We start from the raw sequence: 16,790 nt of genomic DNA, 5'->3' as shown, positions 1-16,790 counted from the left end.
TGGCAGATGACTTTCGTTACGTCATCGGGGCAACGAACGGCTCATGCAACGTCGGAGTGCTGCCGGTCGCCGCCGCTTGCAGCCACTCTCGCAGTGCACGAATCTTAGGCAACTGCGCCCGGTGCGCCGGGTAAATCAAGAAGTAGGAAATACCCTGGTTGAGCTCGATATCGAACGGCGCGACCAGTACGCCATCGTTCAGGCTTTCGCGCACCAGATTCAGATCCCCCAGTGCCACGCCGTGTCCCCGCGTCGCGGCCGACAGCGCAAGATCCAGGGTGTCGAACGATTGCCCCCGATGGGCCGCCACGCCCTCCACGCCAGCCGCTTCCAGCCAGCGACTCCACCCCTGGACGGGAAAGCAATGCAGCAGCGGCAAGTGCTTCAGGTCGGCGGGCACGGCCAGGCGTTTGCCCAGTTCCGCCGAGCAGACCGGCGTCAGGCGCTCTGGCATCAAGGGGATGGCCTCGACATCCTGCCAATCCCCGCGACCCTGAATGATCGCGGCATCCACGTCGCTGTCCTCGAACCGCGGCTCCCACGCATCGTAGGTCGTCACCCGCACATCCATGTCCGGCATCACCGCGCGCAACCCCGGCAAGAGGGGAAGGAACCAGCGCGTCGCCAGGGTGGGCGGCATTCGCAGGGTCAGTACCTGGCCGGCGTTGCGCAGGCTGTTGCACAGGGTGGTCAGGCGCGCGAAGGCGTCTTCGACCACGGGCAGCAGCGCTTCGGCTTCAGGCGTCAGCCGCAGGCCGGTCTTGTGGCGGATGAACAGCACGACGCCCAGGTGTTCCTCGAGCTGTTGCACCTGGCGGCTGATCGCACTCTGGGTGACGAACAGCGCCTTGGCGGCGCGACTGAAGGTGCCGCAACGAGCTGCCGCGGCAAACACTTCCAGGGCGTGCATGGGCGGCAGGCGACGGTTGAAGACAGGACTGTCCAATACATGATCTGAAAGCATGGATCGCATGAGAATTTACCGCGTTTACTCTTGTATCTGCGCAGCTTAGCTTAGTTGGGTCGACTCACATAACGCTGTTTATCGCATGGATAGCCCGGTGAGTCCGCTTCTCTTTTCATTCCCTGGAGCCGCTACGCGATGAAGATCAAAAGCATCAAGGCCACGCCCATCAACCTGCCGCTGGACGCACCCTACGTCTGGGTTTTCGGTGAGCTGCCAGGCTTTTCCACGACCATTGTCGAAGTCGAAACCGAAGACGGCCTGGTCGGTCTGGGTGAGGCACCTTCCTGGCAGGCCGCGGCGATCATTCGCGATCAGATCGCACCGAAACTGATGGGTCATGATGCCTTTGATATCGCCGGTGCCGAGTTCCTCTGCCTGCCTTACTTCGCGGGTGTCCAGAGCATCAACGACAACGCCCGGATCACTGCCTTCGGTGCCGTGGAAATGGCACTGTGGGACCTGCGCGGCAAGGCCTGGAAGCAGCCGCTGTACCAGTTGCTGGGCGGTGCGGTGCGCAAGGACATTCCCTTCACCGACTACTTCTCCCTGCGCAACGATGGCCCGTTGCAAAGGGATGGAAGCCGGGTGCGCGGCGAGCAGACCCCGGAGGCGGTGGCCGACTACTGCGTGATGCTCAACGAGACCTACGGCACGACGTTTTTCGAGGGCAAGTTCTCCACCCATGACCCGAAAGTCTCCCTGCGCATGCTGGAGCTGATTCGTCAGCGCCTGGGGGATGACGTGATGCTGCGCATCGATTCGAACCAGGCCTACTCGCTGGCCACGGCGCGCCGGCTGATCCGTCCGCTGGAAGAACTGGGCGTGCGCAACTGGGAGGACCCGGTCTCGACCCTCGACGAAATGATCGAACTGCGCCGCCATTGCTCGATTCCGTTTTCCACCCATAACACCGACATCGCCCGGGCGATGGTGCACAAGGTGCCCGATGCGATTGTCGGCAACCCGGCGGTCCTTGGTGGCATCGGCCGACTGCTGCGCTTCATCGGCGCCTGCGAGCACGCCGGCATCGACTTCTGGTGCTACAGCGGCGATTCGGGGGTGGGCAGCGCGGTGTACCTGCATCTGTGCGCCGCACTGGGCTGGATTCGCGAGCCGAATCAGTCGCTATTCCGCATGCAGGTGACCGACGTGATCGAAGAGGGGCCGTTCGTGCCACGCAACAACACCGTACGCGTGCCAGAAGGCCATGGGCTGGGTGTGACGCTGTCCCAGGAGCGCCTGGCGCACGGCCATAAACACTTCCTCGAACACGGCCCGATGAACAAATACCACGATCCGGAAAAGCCCGGCACCTTCCGCCGCCTGCCGCTCATTTGATCTTTTTTTGCGAGGTACCGCCATGCATCAGAATGTGATTGATCGTGCTTATGCGCTGCTGTCCGAGCGTCGCCCTGACTGGGGGCTGGAGCAGCCTTTCTATGTGGACCGGGATTTCTTCGAACTGGAAATGCAGGTGTTTTTCCGTCGCCAGTGGCTGTTCGCGGCCATGACCTGCGAGATCCCCAGGCCGGGTGACTGGCTGCGGGTGGAAGTGGGGCGTGACTCGGTGATTGTCATTCGGGGCAAGGACGGCGAGGTGAAGGCATTTCATAACACTTGCCGCCATCGTGGTTCACGGATATGCCTGGAGGAGCGCGGCAGTACCAAGCGACTGGTCTGCCCCTATCACCAATGGTCCTACGACCTGGACGGGCAACTGATCGGCACGCGCCTGATGGGCGATGATTTCGACCGTGGCGACTTCCAGCTGGCGCCGGTGGCGGTGGGCGTTGCCGGTGGCTACATCTTCATCAATTTCGCGGATGAGCCGAGCGACTTCGAGCCGTTTCGCCAGGACGTCGAACCCTACCTGCTGCCGCACGGCCTGGACGATGCCAAGGTGGCCTGCACCCAGACACTGGTGGAAAAGGCCAACTGGAAGCTGGTGATCGAGAACAACCGCGAGTGCTACCACTGTGTCGGTTCACACCCGGAGCTGATGCACATCATCACCGAGTTCGACGATCCGAACGACCCGCGCATGAGGCCCGAATACAAGGCGTTGGTCGAGCGCAAGGCGGCGGACTGGGACCGCCTGGGTATTGCTCATGCCCATACCCAGGGTAACGACCGCTACCGCGCCGTGCGCCTGCCTTTCACCGATGGTCGTGTGTCGATGACGGCCGACGGCAAACCGGGATGCTCGCGCCTGCTGGGCGACCTGACCGACCCTGACCTGGGCTCGGTGCGCCTGATGAGCCTGCCCAACACCTGGAACCATATCCAGGCAGACCACGCCGTGACCTTCCGCGTGCTGCCGATCGGCCCGGAAGAAACCTTGGTGACCACTCACTGGCTGGTGCACAAGGATGCCCGCGAGGGCGTGGATTATCAGGTCGATCGGCTCAGGGAAATCTGGGCCGTGACCAATGACCAGGACCGTCTTCTGGCCGAAAACAACCACCTGGGGATTCGTGGCAGTGCCTATCGCCCCGGTCCGTACTCCGAGTTGATCGAAGGCGGTACACGCGACTTCATCCGCTGGTACGCCGAGCAGTTCCTGGCCGAGCTGGCACCGCTGGCTCAAACGCAACTTATTCATCGGGAGAGTGCAGCATGACCCCTACGTTGATTGTCAGCCTGGCTGATATCGAAAACCGTGCCACCGCCGCGCTGGTTGCCAGCCATGTCAGCCCCGGCAATGCGCGGGCGGTGGCGCGCTCGATTGCCTTTGCCGAGCGTGACGGGCAGCAGATAGTCGGCTTGTCCTACCTGCCTACCTATTGCGACCACGCCGCGTGCGGCAAGGTTGATGGCAGTGCGCTACCGAGTGTCGAGGCGCTGACGCCCTCGCTGATTCGCGTCGATGCCCGCACCGGTTTCGCCCACCCGGCGTTGGCGGCGGGTATGCCCTTGCTAGTCGAGTCCGCACGGCGCCAGGGTATCGCGGCGCTGGCGGTAGGGCAGTCCTACGCCTGCGGTTCGCTGGGTTATTTTGTCGAAGCATTGGCCGAGCAGGGGCTGGTCGCCCTGATGGTTGCCAACGCCTCGCCGTCGATTGCCCCCCATGGCGGCAAGCGCGCATTTTTCGGGACCAACCCGTTGGCCTTTGCGACCCCGCGGGAAGGGCGCCCGCCACTGGTGATCGATCAATCCTCAAGTGTGGTGGCCAAGGTGGCGGTGATTGATGCGCACCGCCGGGGTGTCGCGTTGCCGGCTGGCTGGGCATTGGATGCCGAGGGGCGACCGACCACCGATGCGGCGGCGGCAATAGCCGGTAGCCTGAGCCCGATCGGCGGGTACAAAGGCGCCAGCCTGGCCTTGCTGATCGACATCCTGGCCGGTGGATTGAGCGGTTCCAACTTTTCCTTCGAGGCGTCTTCTTTCGGTGATTGCGACGGTGGGCCGCCACGCACCGGGCAACTGGTGATCGCTTTTGATCCCGCGGTCTTCGGTGGGGCGGCTTTCGTGGCGCGTACCGAAGCCCTGTTCAGTGCGCTGCAGGCCGAACCCCAGGTACGCCTGCCCGGTGAGCGTCGACTGCAAGCTCGCCAACACAACGAAAATGGCATCGAAGTGCCTGTTGAACTCTGGGAATTGATCGGCCGGTATGCCGACCAGGGATCGCCCGTTGCGCGTGCAGGAGGTGCCCGATGAGCCTGGTTCTGCTTGACCAGCCCTTGAGCGTCGCGCAGGTGGCCGAGATTGCCACCCGGCAAGCGGTACTGGAGTTGTCGAATGCCGCCAGAACGCGTATCGACAACGCCCATGCCATCGTGCGCAGCGTGGTGAACAACAACCTGCGGGCCTACGGGGTCAATACCGGCGTCGGTGCACTGTCCGATACGGTGGTGCCGCCCGCGCAGCAGAAGGCCTTGTCGCGCAATATCCTGATGAGTCACGCCGTGGGGGTTGGCAGGCCACTGGGTGTCAGCGAAACACGGGCGATCATGGTCGCCGCCATCAACAACTATGCGCACGGATATTCCGGCTTGCGGCTGGCGGTGGTCGAACGTCTGGTCCTGCTGCTCAACGCCGGTTGCACCCCGCAAGTACCGCGTCACGGCTCGGTCGGCTACATCAGTCACATGGCGCATATCGGCTTGCTGTTGATCGGTCAGGGCCAATGCGTGCTGGATGGTGCGCGGATGTCCGCCGCGGTCGCGCTCGATCGACTGGGGGTCAAGCCCCTGGTACTGGAAGCGAAGGAGGGCTTGTGTCTGGTGAACGGTTCGCCCTGTGTCACGGGATTGGGCAGTTTGCTGCTGGAGCGCACGCGTCGACTGTTGACCTGGGCGGATACCGTGGCCGCGCTCAGCTTCGAGACCCAGCGTTGCCAGATCCGCGCCTTGCACCCTGTATCCATGGCCTTGCGCCAATCGCCGGGACTGATGCAGGTCGGCCAGCGGCTGACCACCTTGCTCGCCGGTTCGGGCATTCTGCTGGCCGCCACCGGACGCAAGACGCAGGACCCCTTGAGCCTGCGCAGCATTCCGCACGTCCATGGCGCGGTGCATGACGTGTGGGCCCAGGCGCTGACGGTGGTCGAGCGTGAATTGGCCAGCGTCACCGACAATCCGGTGGTTTGCGGCAGCCCCGAAGCACCCGAGATCTACTCCCAGGCCCATGCCGTGGGGGCGGGCATTGGCCTGGCCATGGACCAGATCGCCGTTGCGGCGGCGCAACTGGGGGCCATCTGCGAGCGGCGGATCGATCGCATGGTGAATCCGCTGGTGAGCGGCCTGTCGCCTTTCCTGGCGGGCAGCAGCGGAGAGGAATCGGGGTTCATGATCGCGCAATACACCGCCGCGTCGCTGGTGGCCCAGAATCGCCGCCTTGCCGCCCCGGCCAGTCTCGATGGGGGTGTCACTTCCGGATTGCAGGAAGACATCCTGTGCCACCCGACGCCGGCCGCGCTGAAAGCCCACAAGATCCTCGACAACCTCGAAAGCCTGTTGGCCATTGAACTGCTGGCGGCCTGCCAAAGCTATGACCTCCTGGAGCCGGACCTGAAACCGGCGCCCGCGACGCTGGCCATTTATCAGGCGGTGCGCACACGCGTGACGCGCTACGCCGATGACCGTCCGCTGGGCGAAGACGTTGCCGCGATCAGTCGACTCATTGCCCGCTACAGCCCCGACGACACGCTGTTTCTTTGCCGGGTGCAATGAACACGGGTCAGAGAACCCCGCAGAAGGCCAAGCCGATAGGAGAGGGCATTGATGTTTGAAGTCATCGTCGTAGAAAAACGCCAGGAGGCCGAAGGTGTTTGCAGTTTCGAGTTGCGTCGTGAAGACGGGCAGCCCTTGCCAGGCTTCACGGCGGGCGCGCACATCGATGTGGGCGTGAGTGCCGGGATCACCCGCCAGTACTCCCTGTGCAACAGCCCGTTGGAGCGTGATCGCTATTTGATCGGCGTGTTGCATGAACCGATGTCACGAGGCGGATCGCGTGGCATGCACGAGGGGATTGGCGTGGGGGACCGGCTGTCGATCAGTGCGCCGAGAAACCACTTCCCGCTCACCGCGGGCGCGCGTAAATCAGTGCTGCTGGGCGGTGGTATCGGCATTACGCCGATGCTGGCGATGGCATTTCAGCTTGCCCATCTGGAGGCTGAGTTCGAACTGCATTACTGCGTACGTGAGCCTCGACGCGCGGCATTCCTGCAGCAGATTGCCGCGTCCGCTTTTGCCAGAAGCGTGCATCTGCACTTCGACAGTGGTGAGCGGGATCAATGGCTGGACGTCAACCAGGTGCTGGCTGCGCCCCAGGCTGATACGCACCTGTACGTCTGCGGACCGAAGGGTTTCATGGACCATGTGATAAACACCGCGCACCGCCTGGGTTGGCCGACCGAGCAGATTCACCGCGAGTATTTTGCGGCGCCGGTCGTGGCGCACGCTGTCGATCAGGCCTTCGAAGTCGAGCTGGCGGAATCGGGGTTGGTGCTCCAGGTGCCGGCGGACAAGAGCGTGCTTGAAGTGCTGTGTGCCTCTGGCATCGAACTGCCTGCTTCGTGCCGGCAAGGGGTTTGCGGTGCCTGCATGACAGCGGTCATTGACGGCGTTCCGGATCACCGGGATGTCTTCATGAGCGATAAGGAGCATGCGCTGAACGACCAGTTCACGCCGTGTTGTTCGCGCTCGAAAACCCCACGACTGGTGCTGGCGCTTTAGCAGGCCGACGTTCTGCGGCCTAGCGTCCGGCCAGTCGGTGGAGTAACGGCAACAAGATCGCCCATATCAAGGCCAGCAGCACCGCACTGGGCCACACCCCGAACGGCAGGCCGATGCCTGCCAGTTTGGCGCCAGCCAGATAGGACAGCGGCCCGGCACAGGCGCCCAACAGGCTGCCCAGCCACCAGGGGCGCGCGGTCCACCTCAGGCTGTGACGCAAGGTACTGGCAAACAGCAGCCAAAGGATGGCCAACCAGAGGGGTAGCACCACTTGGGAACCGGGGAAATCAAACAGCCCAAGGTGCAGCAGGGCGCTGTCCAGGACCCAGCCACACGCCGCCACTTGCAACAACAGGCGCCACTCGTTGCGGTCGTCGGCAATCCACAGCAGATGGGCAGCCAGGCAGGCCATGGCAATCAACAGCAGCCACGGCCGCTGCGCGCCCAGCACGCAGGCAAACCAGCCGAGCTGGAACAATCCGGCGTTCAGCAACAGCCGCCCCTGGTTGCTCACGCCGAAAGACCGCTGGCTACAAAGCCGATGCCGCAGTGATCGCAGTAAAAGCCCTCCACCAGTTGTTGCAATGGGGGCTCTTTCAGCAGCTCTGGTTTGCACTCATCAACAGCCAACTGATCCACACGTCGAAAGCCTGCCTTCTCCTCGCCGTTGAAACGCTTCCTGGGGCTGGCCGCGCCGATCAGCATCTTCTTCTCCCGGACGTGTTGGGCAGATCCACAGTGTGGGCGTTCTTCAGGATTGTGCGGCATAAGATGACTCGACTCGAGGCGGTAGTGGTTTTATGCCGGAGCAGGCGATGCTTTGCCATATCTATCATCCGTGGGTGTTGGCGGTGCTTTCGGCCGCGATGCCCGAAAGCGGCTCGGATTGGCCCCAAACACCCTCAGCATCAACCGACGCAAGGCGGTCGCGTCTTCATAACCCACGTGCGCCGCGACCTGCTCGATGGTCATCCGGCTGCTCTCGATCAATTGCCGGGCGCGGTTGAGTCGTACGCTCTGCAGGAGCGCCAGGGTGCTCTTGCCCGTGGCGGCCTGGACGTGGCGGGAGAGGGTGCGCGTGGACATCGCCAGTTCATCCGCCAGCTCCACCACGCTGGGCAGGTCCGGCAGGGCCGATTCGATGCGCTGTGTCAGGCGGGTCACCAGGTCGTTGCCGTTGGACAGCATCATCGGGACGATAAATGGCGACTGGGCCTGGCGCCCGTCGATCAGCAGCAGCCGACTCACCTCGTCGGCCAGCGGCGCGCCAAACCGCGAGCGCAGCAGGTGGAGCATCAGGTCTGTCTGTGCAAAGGCCGCGCCCGCCGTGGTCACCGGACCGTCGGTGCACACCATGCGGTCGGCGTCGACCACACAACGCGACTCCAGTCGGCGCAACTCGCCGGCCAGCCACCAGGAGGTTGTCGCCCGACGCCCGGCCAGCAACTGGGCCGCTTGCAGCAGGAACACCCCGGTGCACGATGCCGCGAACGACCCCCCGTGCGCGCCGTGGGCCCGAATGGCCTGGATCGCCTGTTGCGCATCGGCGCTCGCCATTCTTGCGTCGATGTCCTCGGAGCTCTCAAGCCCCAGGCCCGGAATGATCCAGGTGGACTGATCGTCGGCGGCGCTGTCGGGCAGCGTTGTGGTTTCGAGGCTCAGGCCGCCACTCAAGGCCACCGACTTGCCGTCGGGGGAAACGATGCGCCAGGTGGGACGCGCCGCCTTCAGGCGCGGCGCCACCGCCACCGCGGCACCGAGGATATCCAGGGTGGCCGCCACGCTGCTGGCGTAGCTGCCGGGCAGGACCAGGAGGGTGAAATCATGCATTGTCATAAACCGCCGTAAAGGTGTCATAACGGACACTGGCAGCCTACAGGTTTGCGCCGCCTAATGCATGGCCTCTCATCCACTGGAGCCGTCCATGCCTAACATCCTGTTGAAAATCCCCAAGGGCGCTTTTCCTGGCGCAGCCCGTGCCACCCTGGTGCGTGGCATCAACGAAGCCGCCGCCATTGCCGAACGGATTCCGGCGGATCCCGCCAAGCGCTTCTTGTGCTGGGTCGTTATCGAGGAGGTCGAGCCGGGCAACTGGACCTGCGGCTCGGTCGACATGACCGCGCAGCTGGTACCGTGCATCGCCAGGGTTCATGTGCCGGCCGGCGTCCTCGACGAGACATCGAGGGGCCGTTATGTCGAGTTGATACAGCAGGCTTTCATCGCGGCACAGCCCGCCGATGATCCGCGACGACTGATGACGTCGGTGATGCTGAATGAGGTGGCCGACGGAGCCTGGGGCGCCAACGGCGCGATCTGGAATCTGCCGGCCTTCGCCAGGGCGGCAGGTTTCGAGCACCTGCAGTACCTGGTGACGGGGCAGGACTGACGACCCGGGAAAACCCGGGCGTTACAGCGAAAAGCGCGCCAGCATCCCATCCAGTTCCGCCGCCAGACGCCCCAGCTCCTGGCTGGCGGTGCTGGTCTGGGCGGCGCCGCTGGCCGTCTGCATGGACAGATCACGAATCAGCACCAGGTTGCGGTCCACTTCACGGGCCACCTGGGCCTGCTGCTCGGCAGCGGTGGCGATCACCTGGTTGCGCTCGTCAATGCCGGCCACCGAGCGGGAAATGCTCCCCAGCACATCCTTCGCCACCTGCGCCCGCTCGCGCGTGCGGCCCGCCTGGGCGGCGCTTTCGGCCAGGGCCTGGACGGTCTGGCCGGTGCCCAGGTGAATACCGTCCATCATCTGCTCGATCTCCCGCGTCGAGGCATCGGTACGGTGCGCCAGGCCGCGCACTTCATCGGCCACCACGGCAAAACCACGCCCCGCGTCACCGGCCCGGGCCGCTTCGATGGCGGCATTGAGGGCCAGCAGGTTGGTCTGCGCGGCCACGCTGCGGATCACCTCCAGCACCTTGCTGATGCCCTGGGTCTCCGTCGCCAGGGCCTGGGCACGCAGGCTGGCCTGTTCGACCTGATCGGCCAGGGCGCCGATGTCGGTCATGGTTTCGTCCAGTTGTTGCTGGCCCTCGCGCACGGCGGTGCTTGAGTCGCGCGACTCGGTGGAGGTTTCCAGGGCGTTGCGGGCCACTTCCTCGACCACCTGGCTCATCTGCGTGACCGCCGTGGCGGCCTGTTCGATCTCGCCGCATTGCTGCTGCAAGTCCTGGGCGCTGTCATGCATGATCGCGCCCATCTCCTGGGTTGCCGCGTTGAGGCGGCCAACGGCGCCACCGATCTGCTGGATCACCGCGTGCAACTGGTCGCGCATATGCCCGAGCATCTGCAGCAGTTGCGCCACTTCGTCCTGGCCATGGGCGACCACCACCTGACTGAGATCGCCGGCGGCGACGGTCTTGGCCACCTGCAAGGCCTGGCGCAGCGGCCTGGTGATGCTCACGCTCAGTCGCCAGGCCTGCAACAGCATCAGGGCCAGCGCCACGCCAATGACGATGGGCAGCAACAACTGCACCTGATGGAAGGTGCTGGCGGTGCTTTCCAGGGCCTGGGCGGTGGTCTGCTTGTTCAGTTCACGGAGCAACTGCACCTGCATGTCCATCAGCGAGCCCTGGTTGGACAGGTCGTTGTTGGAGAGGGTGGTGGCCTCGCTGATCTTCTTCTGTTCGACCAGATCGACGGCCTGCCTGAACAGCGTGACAAACTGCTGCGCGGCGTCCTGCAGCAACTTGATCGAGTCCCGCTCCGTGCCTTCCGGGACCTTGGCCAGGTACTCGGTGAACCCCTGGTCCACCTCGGCGCTGAGCTGTTGCAGGTTGATCTTGCGGTTGACCAGTTCGGCCGGGTCGTTGGCATACACCAGCAACAGCGCGGCCTCGGTGCGCATCTTGGCCAGGTCGATGGCGATGGCGTCGGCCTGGGCGATACTCGACAGCGGTCCTTGCTCGATCAGTTCGCCCTCATGGCGAATATGCTGCATCGCCACCAGGCACAATCCGCCGATGGCGGCCAGCAACAGGGCGCACAGGCCGAAACTGGCCAGCAGGCGCTTGCCGATGCTCAGGCGACGCAGCAGGGCGGGGCGGTGGGACGGCTTGCGGAGAAAGGCAAAACGAAGGTTCACGGGCGCGGGCTCTTATGAGAACTACGCCAGCGGTTGTAGCAGGGCTGCGTGATGGCTTTATGTCATTAACGTGGATATAGAAAATTTAATGTTGGGTGTCTGGTAATGAGTGCCATGGCTGGGGGAGGGCTGATGTTGTTGGGCGTCGGTGGCAGGGGGCGGTGTCCAGCCGAGCGGGCGATTCAGTCTGGCGAAGGCATTGGGCAAAGGTCTGCTTTCGGCCAGGAGTGGACGGTCACCCAGTAAATAAATCTGCCCCCTTTTCCACCGCCCCCCTTTTCCACCCACCTGGTTTCGTGATGGGGCTGGGTTCACCCGTCCTGACAAGGAGAGAGCCTGGCTAATAGCCGATGAGACGGAGTACTCGCCATATGGTGAATGCCCGTCTCATGTCGGATTTACTTATTCATCGCCTGGTAATGCTCTCCATACCCTGACTCTTCGAAAATCAACCTCAAGCCGTCCTTGAATACTTGATGGTCAAACTCCTTGATATCAAAAATATTTTGTCCCAACGAATGGGACTCTCGATTCATGTATCTATAGAATGTCACGAATTTATCGCCTGACAGGGCTGGTTTTTGGAAAACATTATTAAGGTCTTTCTTTTGAACAAAATTAAAGAAGTACTCGACAATGTTGCGCATGCAGTTAGCAATTAGCGCAGGTGGTGAGGCTTGGTCCTTTATAATTGACCAGTAAGACTGGTAATCATTCTGGATTTCCTCATAGCTCATTGAAATTACAGAGCTTCCATTTGCATTTTTGATAACCCTGAAAAGATGCTGCGTCTCGGCCCGTTTCTCTTTGTTAGTGTGCGTTAGCTCATAGAAAAAATACAAACTATGAGTCAGGACAAACACTTGGGCATAGCTTTTATCATTGATGAAATATCTCTTGATCAACTGTCCGATATTGAAAACATAAAGGTGGGAAAGGCTTGAGATCGGGTCATCAATGACCACTACTTTCGTCTGCGGAACAGCATTGGCCGTCTTCTGCCCTTTACAAAGCTCAATGAAGTACAGAAAGCTAATGACTGTTTTCTCGCCCTCACTCAGCGAGTGAAATGCATTCCCTTGATCAATGGACCTTGAAACACGATAAAAGTCCTCGCCATGTGATATCACAGAAAAGCCATCGATGCCGATCTCTACCAGTCCGCGATTTATATTTTCAATAGATTCTTCGATATTAACAGTTTGCTTTCTAAGATCAGAGATTTTGAGATTAGAGGCCTCGATAGATTTATTTATTTTGCTGGCGTCTTGGCTGATTTGGCTGGCCTCATTTTGAATGCCAGTGGCCGATTGAGAGTAGGCAGAAATGGTTTGATCGTAGTCCCAACGCATCAAAGCCCAAAAACGAGCCTTTATATCATCCCGAGTTTTTTTCTTGTTCGTGAGTTTGTCATTATGCGATTCGATCAATGTGTTAAGGTCGTTGACCAAACCGTTAAGCACATCAACAGTTGCCTTGGTGTCGGTAAGACTAACTGCCGCGCTCGGGCTCTTGATCTTGTTGCCAATAAGCAGGACGTTCTCACGTATTGACGCTTTCAAAGCCTCAAATGCGATATTCCATGCTTCTGCTAGTTCTTTACTCGCAAGCGCAGAGTTTGAGATGTCCTGGAGGTTCAGGCTAGAGGTTAGTGTTTCATAGGTATTTTTCATTGACTCCAGCGAGTTAACATCATCCTTGTAAGCCTCATCGAAGACTGAACTTACGGAGTCAATAAAACTTTTGGTGATCGTTTCTTGCTGGCAAAAGGGGCATTCCTGTTGATCTTTGTCATTCGAAACGAACTGGAGCCCCTCCTTCACCCAATCAAAGTTCCCTGCCTTGGCTATGAACTCGGCTACTGAACCTTCTTGGCTGCCAACAATGATCTTCGACCAGAGCGAATTGCCCTCAATACTTAGCCAACCAGCAGAAATGTTTGGGATTTTATTGTACGTGACAGCACCTTCACCCTCGATTGATGAGGCCTCTGTCTTTAAATCATCTGCCGTGTAGTCCGGTGCAGCCTCTGGCAAGGGAAGCCCAAGAACATGCTGAAAAAGAAGATCTGTCTTTTTCAAGCCATCCAGGCAGAACTCCAATACACGATCTCCACCAGCATACTTCGTTTTTATTTCCCAGATCTTTGTACTCGCTTTCGATTTCTCTTGGTCTAATTTGGCAGAGTTTGCTGAAGAGGCCGCGGAGTTTTCCTGTTGCGCAGTACGATGTTTGTCCAGCTCTTTCGTTTCTGCTTCAATTTGCTGGAGTGCCACCTTGTTTTCTTTCGAAAGAGTAAAAATTCCTTTTAAATTATCTTCTTCGTAAAAGTAGTCGCTGAGGAAGCTTTGGTTATAGACTAGAAAATCACACGGCTGACTTAATTTTACACTGCATTTAGCAAACCGCGGCTCACTCTGGTTATATAGAAACTCGGAAATAGTGCTTTTCCCGGCTCCATTAAGCCCATAAATTAGCGATGTCTTTCTGGTTGGAGAGAGAATAGATTTGGACTTGTAGCTAGCGACGCCATTTATGTTCAATTCCGTGATCACAGCCTGACTCCTAGTTGTTAAGTGGCTTTGGGCCATTATTATTGGCAGCAAGGAGCATAGGCGACGACGGAAACACCTTCCACACTACTTTAGGCGAGGACAAAGAATTTTGGGCGTGTACAAACCTGGCTTGAGACCGAGGTAGAGCCCCTGCGGGGCGTAGCAGCCCCGTTTTTTCTAGTAGATCATATGCCTAGGCGCTGAGTGGGTGTCCACTGCTGTCACCAGCCACCGCTGGCTGCCTTCCACCTAGTGGCTGATCTGTCTGGATCCAACGCTCATTCACACGGAATAGGGGACCACGGAATAGGGGACACACGGAATAGGGGACAGAGTTATTTATTGGGCAACAGTCCGCTTCTGGCCGGTTGCCGCCGCTGGAAGGGATGCTCCACAGCACCTGTTTTGTATGGGCCAGCCATTGTGGCCGGCCCGTAACTGCCTAGGCTAGACCTTTTGGCCGGACAATATTCTCTGATTCAGATCATCAACCACCGCCTTACCCATTTCGCAAAGGTAATGAGACGCCCAGGCATAACGCTCTCCATCTTTCTCCATGGCAGCGTCCAGGGCCAGATGCTTGGCGCAGTAAAACAGGTTGGAGGCGTGCTCCATGGCGTCCTTGATCGGGATATCGGCGTTGACCCGAAACAACTGCTGATCACCCGCGCCGCAGGAGGCAAAGGTAATGACGCCGAGGGTCTTGATGGGAGGATGGTCGGTCATTGGAAGCCTCCAGAAGTGGTGGAGGCAGAACGAGCATTGGTGCGAAACAACGAGAAAATACAAACTTCCATGGCATGACTCCTGATTTCAAGGAGCTGCAACAGTTCGTTTCCAGGCGAAGGGTGGCAGCTGTACGCGGGCTGGAAACCGGGAAATCAGGACCCCGGCAGACCCGAAGGCCTCCCGCGCACAGCCGCCATGACAGATTAGCGGGCACAAAAAAACGCCTGCAATCGTAATCTATGGAGGCGTCGAGCGCCTGATTTCTTGCCGGGTTTCCAGGCCCGGTCGCTGAATGAGCAGCGACATCCGAAGCCTAGTGCCCAGGCTGAACAGCGACAAGGCCAGGATTATTACCGATTGTGGCGGCAGAATTTCATTGGCGTAAAGCATCCTGGCGCTATGAGTCAGATGGCTTTTTTTCCGCCATTTCCTCCGCAGACGAAGAGGAAACCGGATTAGGGAGCAGCGTCTGATCCGCCTCTTCACCGGAACCGATTTCGCTGTACTCCTTGCGCAACTCACGCAGTTCGCGGTTCTCCAGTTTGTCGAGGCACAAGGCGGCGTTTTGCGCGTCCTTGGTCACTCGCAGCAGCTCATCTATCTTGATGTGCAGAATGTCATTGTCACGGTTCTGGGTGTTCTGGATCAGGAAAACCATCAGAAAGGTGATGATGGTGGTCGAGGTGTTGATGATCAGCTGCCACGTATCGTTGTAGTGGAAATAGGGGCCCGTGGCGGCCCAGATGATGATCAGCACCACGGCGATCATGAAGGTCTTCGAGTTCCCCGCCCATTTTGAAAGCTGTTGGCAAAACTTGGCGAATTTCATGATGGGATTCCTTGTTGTGTGTCCAGATATGGACATCAACTCATTCGTGAAATTCTTTGTTACATCCTGCCGCGTGTGGTCATTTTCTGGCCCTTGTCCGATGGGCACCGAGAGCTCGGCACGCGACCGGGCTCTCGGTGGGTGGCACGCATCAGGCGGCTATCTGTGCGGCACTCAGCTCTTTCTTGTGCTGCGCCTTCATGGCTTCCATCTGCTCGCCCAAGGCATCCAGGGTTTTCTTGCCCAGCAGTTTTTTCGCTTGAGGAAACATCTCGGTTTCCTCTTCTTCAATATGGTGCTCCAGCAGTTCCTTGACCACCTTGGCCCGGCCGGCAAACTCGGGGCTGCTGGGATCGGTGGTCTTGAGGTCGGGCAGTACCAGCGAGTCAACGGTGCGATGCTCTTCCTTGGCTTCGTAATACATTTCATCCTGCTCTTTTCCACCGGCTTTCTTGAACGCCGGATACAGGATTTCTTCTTCCAGCCGGGTATGGATGGAGATTTCCATTTCGAGCTTTGCCACCAGGTCCATGCGCTTTTTCAAGGCACGGTCGGTGGACTCGCTCAATTGGGTCAGGATGGCTTTTACACGTTCGTGGTCGGATTTCAGAAGGTCGATGGCGTTCATTGTTGTTGCCTCTGCTGTCACGGAAGGGCACGGGCAGCTCGATGGCTACGCCGCGGTGTTCTCCCGTTGAAAGCAGCATGACTTGTGCCAGCCCCTTTTACTTGAATTCTCATTATTTATCAATGGGTTGAAAATCCAGTTGGGGGAAGGCGTCATGCAGAGTGCACGGACTGCGCCGCCAGGCATTGCAAATCAGCAAGTCGATATGCGTCTGCGGCCCTGTCCGGCGAGGAGGGCGCTTCAAGCAGGAATCCGCAGCGCCCCAGCACCTTTTTCGAGCCCATGTTTTCCTTGTACACCGTGGCCACCAACTGCGTCAGTTGCCAGTGGGTCTGTGCCACATGGATCAGATGCCTCAGCGCCAGGGTTGCCAGGCCTTGTCCGCAGACATGTTGATCGATCCGATAGCCGACTTCCGCCGAGCCTTTGGGTGAGTTGATGCTTTTCAGGTTGGCCCGACCGACGATTCTCGCGCTGGCATCTTCGATGACAAACGGATGCCAGGTCCCGGCGGCGAAACCGGACAGGTAGGAGTCGATATGGTCGGCTACACCTTGCGGCGAATAAAAAGAAGGCGCGCGGGCCTCGATCTGCGATTCGAACCACTCACGGTTACGTGATTCGAATGCCAGCAAGGCTTCAACATCCGTGCTCTCCAGTTTGCGAACGCTGAACGGTTTCACTGGGTGACGCTCCTGTCTGCCAAATATCCTGGTTTTGTATCCCTCCTCATGGGGTTTCTGCAAGCGTTGAGTGCGCGGTGAGGTTTGCTGCGCTGCCCACTTGCTGTTCCAACAGCGCCCCCATCCCCCCACCTTACAAGAC

16 protein-coding genes are annotated in these 16,790 nt (G+C 59.7%); 6 read left to right on the top strand and 10 right to left on the bottom strand.

The window, feature by feature from the left end; all coding sequences use genetic code 11:
* Nucleotides 1-16: 16 nt before the first annotated feature.
* Complete coding sequence (locus tag HX881_RS03535) at nt 17-946, bottom strand: LysR substrate-binding domain-containing protein (RefSeq protein ID WP_244861729.1); 930 nt, start codon at nt 944-946, stop codon at nt 17-19.
* Between the two features lie 156 nt (nt 947-1,102).
* Here HX881_RS03535 and HX881_RS03530 point away from each other — a divergent pair, with 156 nt between their 5' ends.
* Genes HX881_RS03530 through HX881_RS03510 form a run of 5 tightly spaced genes read left to right on the top strand, consistent with a single transcriptional unit; the run spans nt 1,103 to nt 7,143 of the window.
* Nucleotides 1,103-2,305 carry a mandelate racemase/muconate lactonizing enzyme family protein gene (locus tag HX881_RS03530; RefSeq protein WP_177082802.1) on the top strand — a complete coding sequence of 401 codons (1,203 nt, stop codon included), beginning with the start codon at nt 1,103-1,105 and terminating at the stop codon, nt 2,303-2,305.
* A 22-nt stretch (nt 2,306-2,327) separates the two neighbouring features.
* Nucleotides 2,328-3,587 (top strand): aromatic ring-hydroxylating oxygenase subunit alpha, encoded by a 1,260-nt coding sequence (locus HX881_RS03525; protein ID WP_177082800.1) that lies wholly within the window; start codon nt 2,328-2,330, stop codon nt 3,585-3,587.
* The gene (locus tag HX881_RS03520) at nt 3,584-4,624 is read left to right on the top strand and encodes an Ldh family oxidoreductase (protein ID WP_177082798.1); all 1,041 of its coding nucleotides are present in this window, start codon (nt 3,584-3,586) and stop codon (nt 4,622-4,624) included. The genes HX881_RS03525 and HX881_RS03520 overlap by 4 nt, the downstream gene beginning before the upstream one ends.
* Nucleotides 4,621-6,138, top strand: coding sequence for an HAL/PAL/TAL family ammonia-lyase (locus HX881_RS03515; RefSeq protein WP_177082796.1), 1,518 nt, complete (start codon nt 4,621-4,623; stop codon nt 6,136-6,138). Before HX881_RS03520 ends, HX881_RS03515 begins: the two co-directional genes overlap by 4 nt.
* Before the next feature lie 51 nt (nt 6,139-6,189).
* Entirely contained in the window at nt 6,190-7,143 is a 954-nt protein-coding gene (locus HX881_RS03510) for a PDR/VanB family oxidoreductase (protein ID WP_177082794.1), read from the top strand.
* 19 nt (nt 7,144-7,162) lie between these two features.
* Here HX881_RS03510 and HX881_RS03505 read toward each other — a convergent pair whose 3' ends face one another.
* The 3 genes from HX881_RS03505 to HX881_RS03495 form a co-directional block, all read right to left on the bottom strand.
* Entirely contained in the window at nt 7,163-7,657 is a 495-nt protein-coding gene (locus HX881_RS03505) for a DUF2878 family protein (protein WP_177082792.1), read from the bottom strand.
* Nucleotides 7,654-7,848 (bottom strand): hypothetical protein, encoded by a 195-nt coding sequence (locus tag HX881_RS03500; RefSeq protein ID WP_177082790.1) that lies wholly within the window; start codon nt 7,846-7,848, stop codon nt 7,654-7,656. The genes HX881_RS03505 and HX881_RS03500 overlap by 4 nt, the downstream gene beginning before the upstream one ends.
* Before the next feature lie 93 nt (nt 7,849-7,941).
* The gene (locus tag HX881_RS03495) at nt 7,942-8,973 is read right to left on the bottom strand and encodes a GlxA family transcriptional regulator (RefSeq protein WP_177082788.1); all 1,032 of its coding nucleotides are present in this window, start codon (nt 8,971-8,973) and stop codon (nt 7,942-7,944) included.
* A 94-nt stretch (nt 8,974-9,067) separates the two neighbouring features.
* On the opposite strand from HX881_RS03495, the gene HX881_RS03490 reads away from it, so the two are divergent.
* A complete protein-coding gene (locus HX881_RS03490) occupies nt 9,068-9,529 on the top strand; it encodes a tautomerase (protein WP_177082786.1) in 462 nt (153 codons plus the stop codon).
* 21 nt (nt 9,530-9,550) lie between these two features.
* Here the strand turns inward: HX881_RS03490 and HX881_RS03485 are convergent, their stop codons facing one another.
* The 6 genes from HX881_RS03485 to HX881_RS03460 form a co-directional block, all read right to left on the bottom strand.
* The gene (locus tag HX881_RS03485) at nt 9,551-11,224 is read right to left on the bottom strand and encodes a methyl-accepting chemotaxis protein (protein WP_017128594.1); all 1,674 of its coding nucleotides are present in this window, start codon (nt 11,222-11,224) and stop codon (nt 9,551-9,553) included.
* A gap of 398 nt (nt 11,225-11,622) precedes the next feature.
* Nucleotides 11,623-13,779 carry an AAA family ATPase gene (locus HX881_RS03480; RefSeq protein ID WP_177082784.1) on the bottom strand — a complete coding sequence of 719 codons (2,157 nt, stop codon included), beginning with the start codon at nt 13,777-13,779 and terminating at the stop codon, nt 11,623-11,625.
* 447 nt (nt 13,780-14,226) lie between these two features.
* Nucleotides 14,227-14,505 carry a DUF3077 domain-containing protein gene (locus tag HX881_RS03475; RefSeq protein ID WP_177082782.1) on the bottom strand — a complete coding sequence of 93 codons (279 nt, stop codon included), beginning with the start codon at nt 14,503-14,505 and terminating at the stop codon, nt 14,227-14,229.
* 400 nt (nt 14,506-14,905) lie between these two features.
* The gene (locus HX881_RS03470; RefSeq protein ID WP_177082780.1) at nt 14,906-15,337 is read right to left on the bottom strand and encodes a low affinity iron permease family protein; all 432 of its coding nucleotides are present in this window, start codon (nt 15,335-15,337) and stop codon (nt 14,906-14,908) included.
* Nucleotides 15,338-15,488: 151 nt separating this feature from the next.
* On the bottom strand, nt 15,489-15,965 hold the full coding sequence (locus HX881_RS03465; protein WP_177082777.1) for a PA2171 family ribosome-binding persister protein: 477 nt from the start codon (nt 15,963-15,965) through the stop codon (nt 15,489-15,491).
* 152 nt (nt 15,966-16,117) lie between these two features.
* Nucleotides 16,118-16,648, bottom strand: coding sequence for a GNAT family N-acetyltransferase (locus HX881_RS03460; RefSeq protein ID WP_017128589.1), 531 nt, complete (start codon nt 16,646-16,648; stop codon nt 16,118-16,120).
* Nucleotides 16,649-16,790 lie beyond the last annotated feature (142 nt).

It is taken from the genome of Pseudomonas gingeri (assembly GCF_013386115.1).
Classification (GTDB): Bacteria; Pseudomonadota; Gammaproteobacteria; order Pseudomonadales; family Pseudomonadaceae; genus Aquipseudomonas; species Aquipseudomonas gingeri.
The sequence above is the reverse complement of the archived record's forward strand: the minus strand, read 5'-3'. Positions and strand labels throughout refer to the sequence as shown.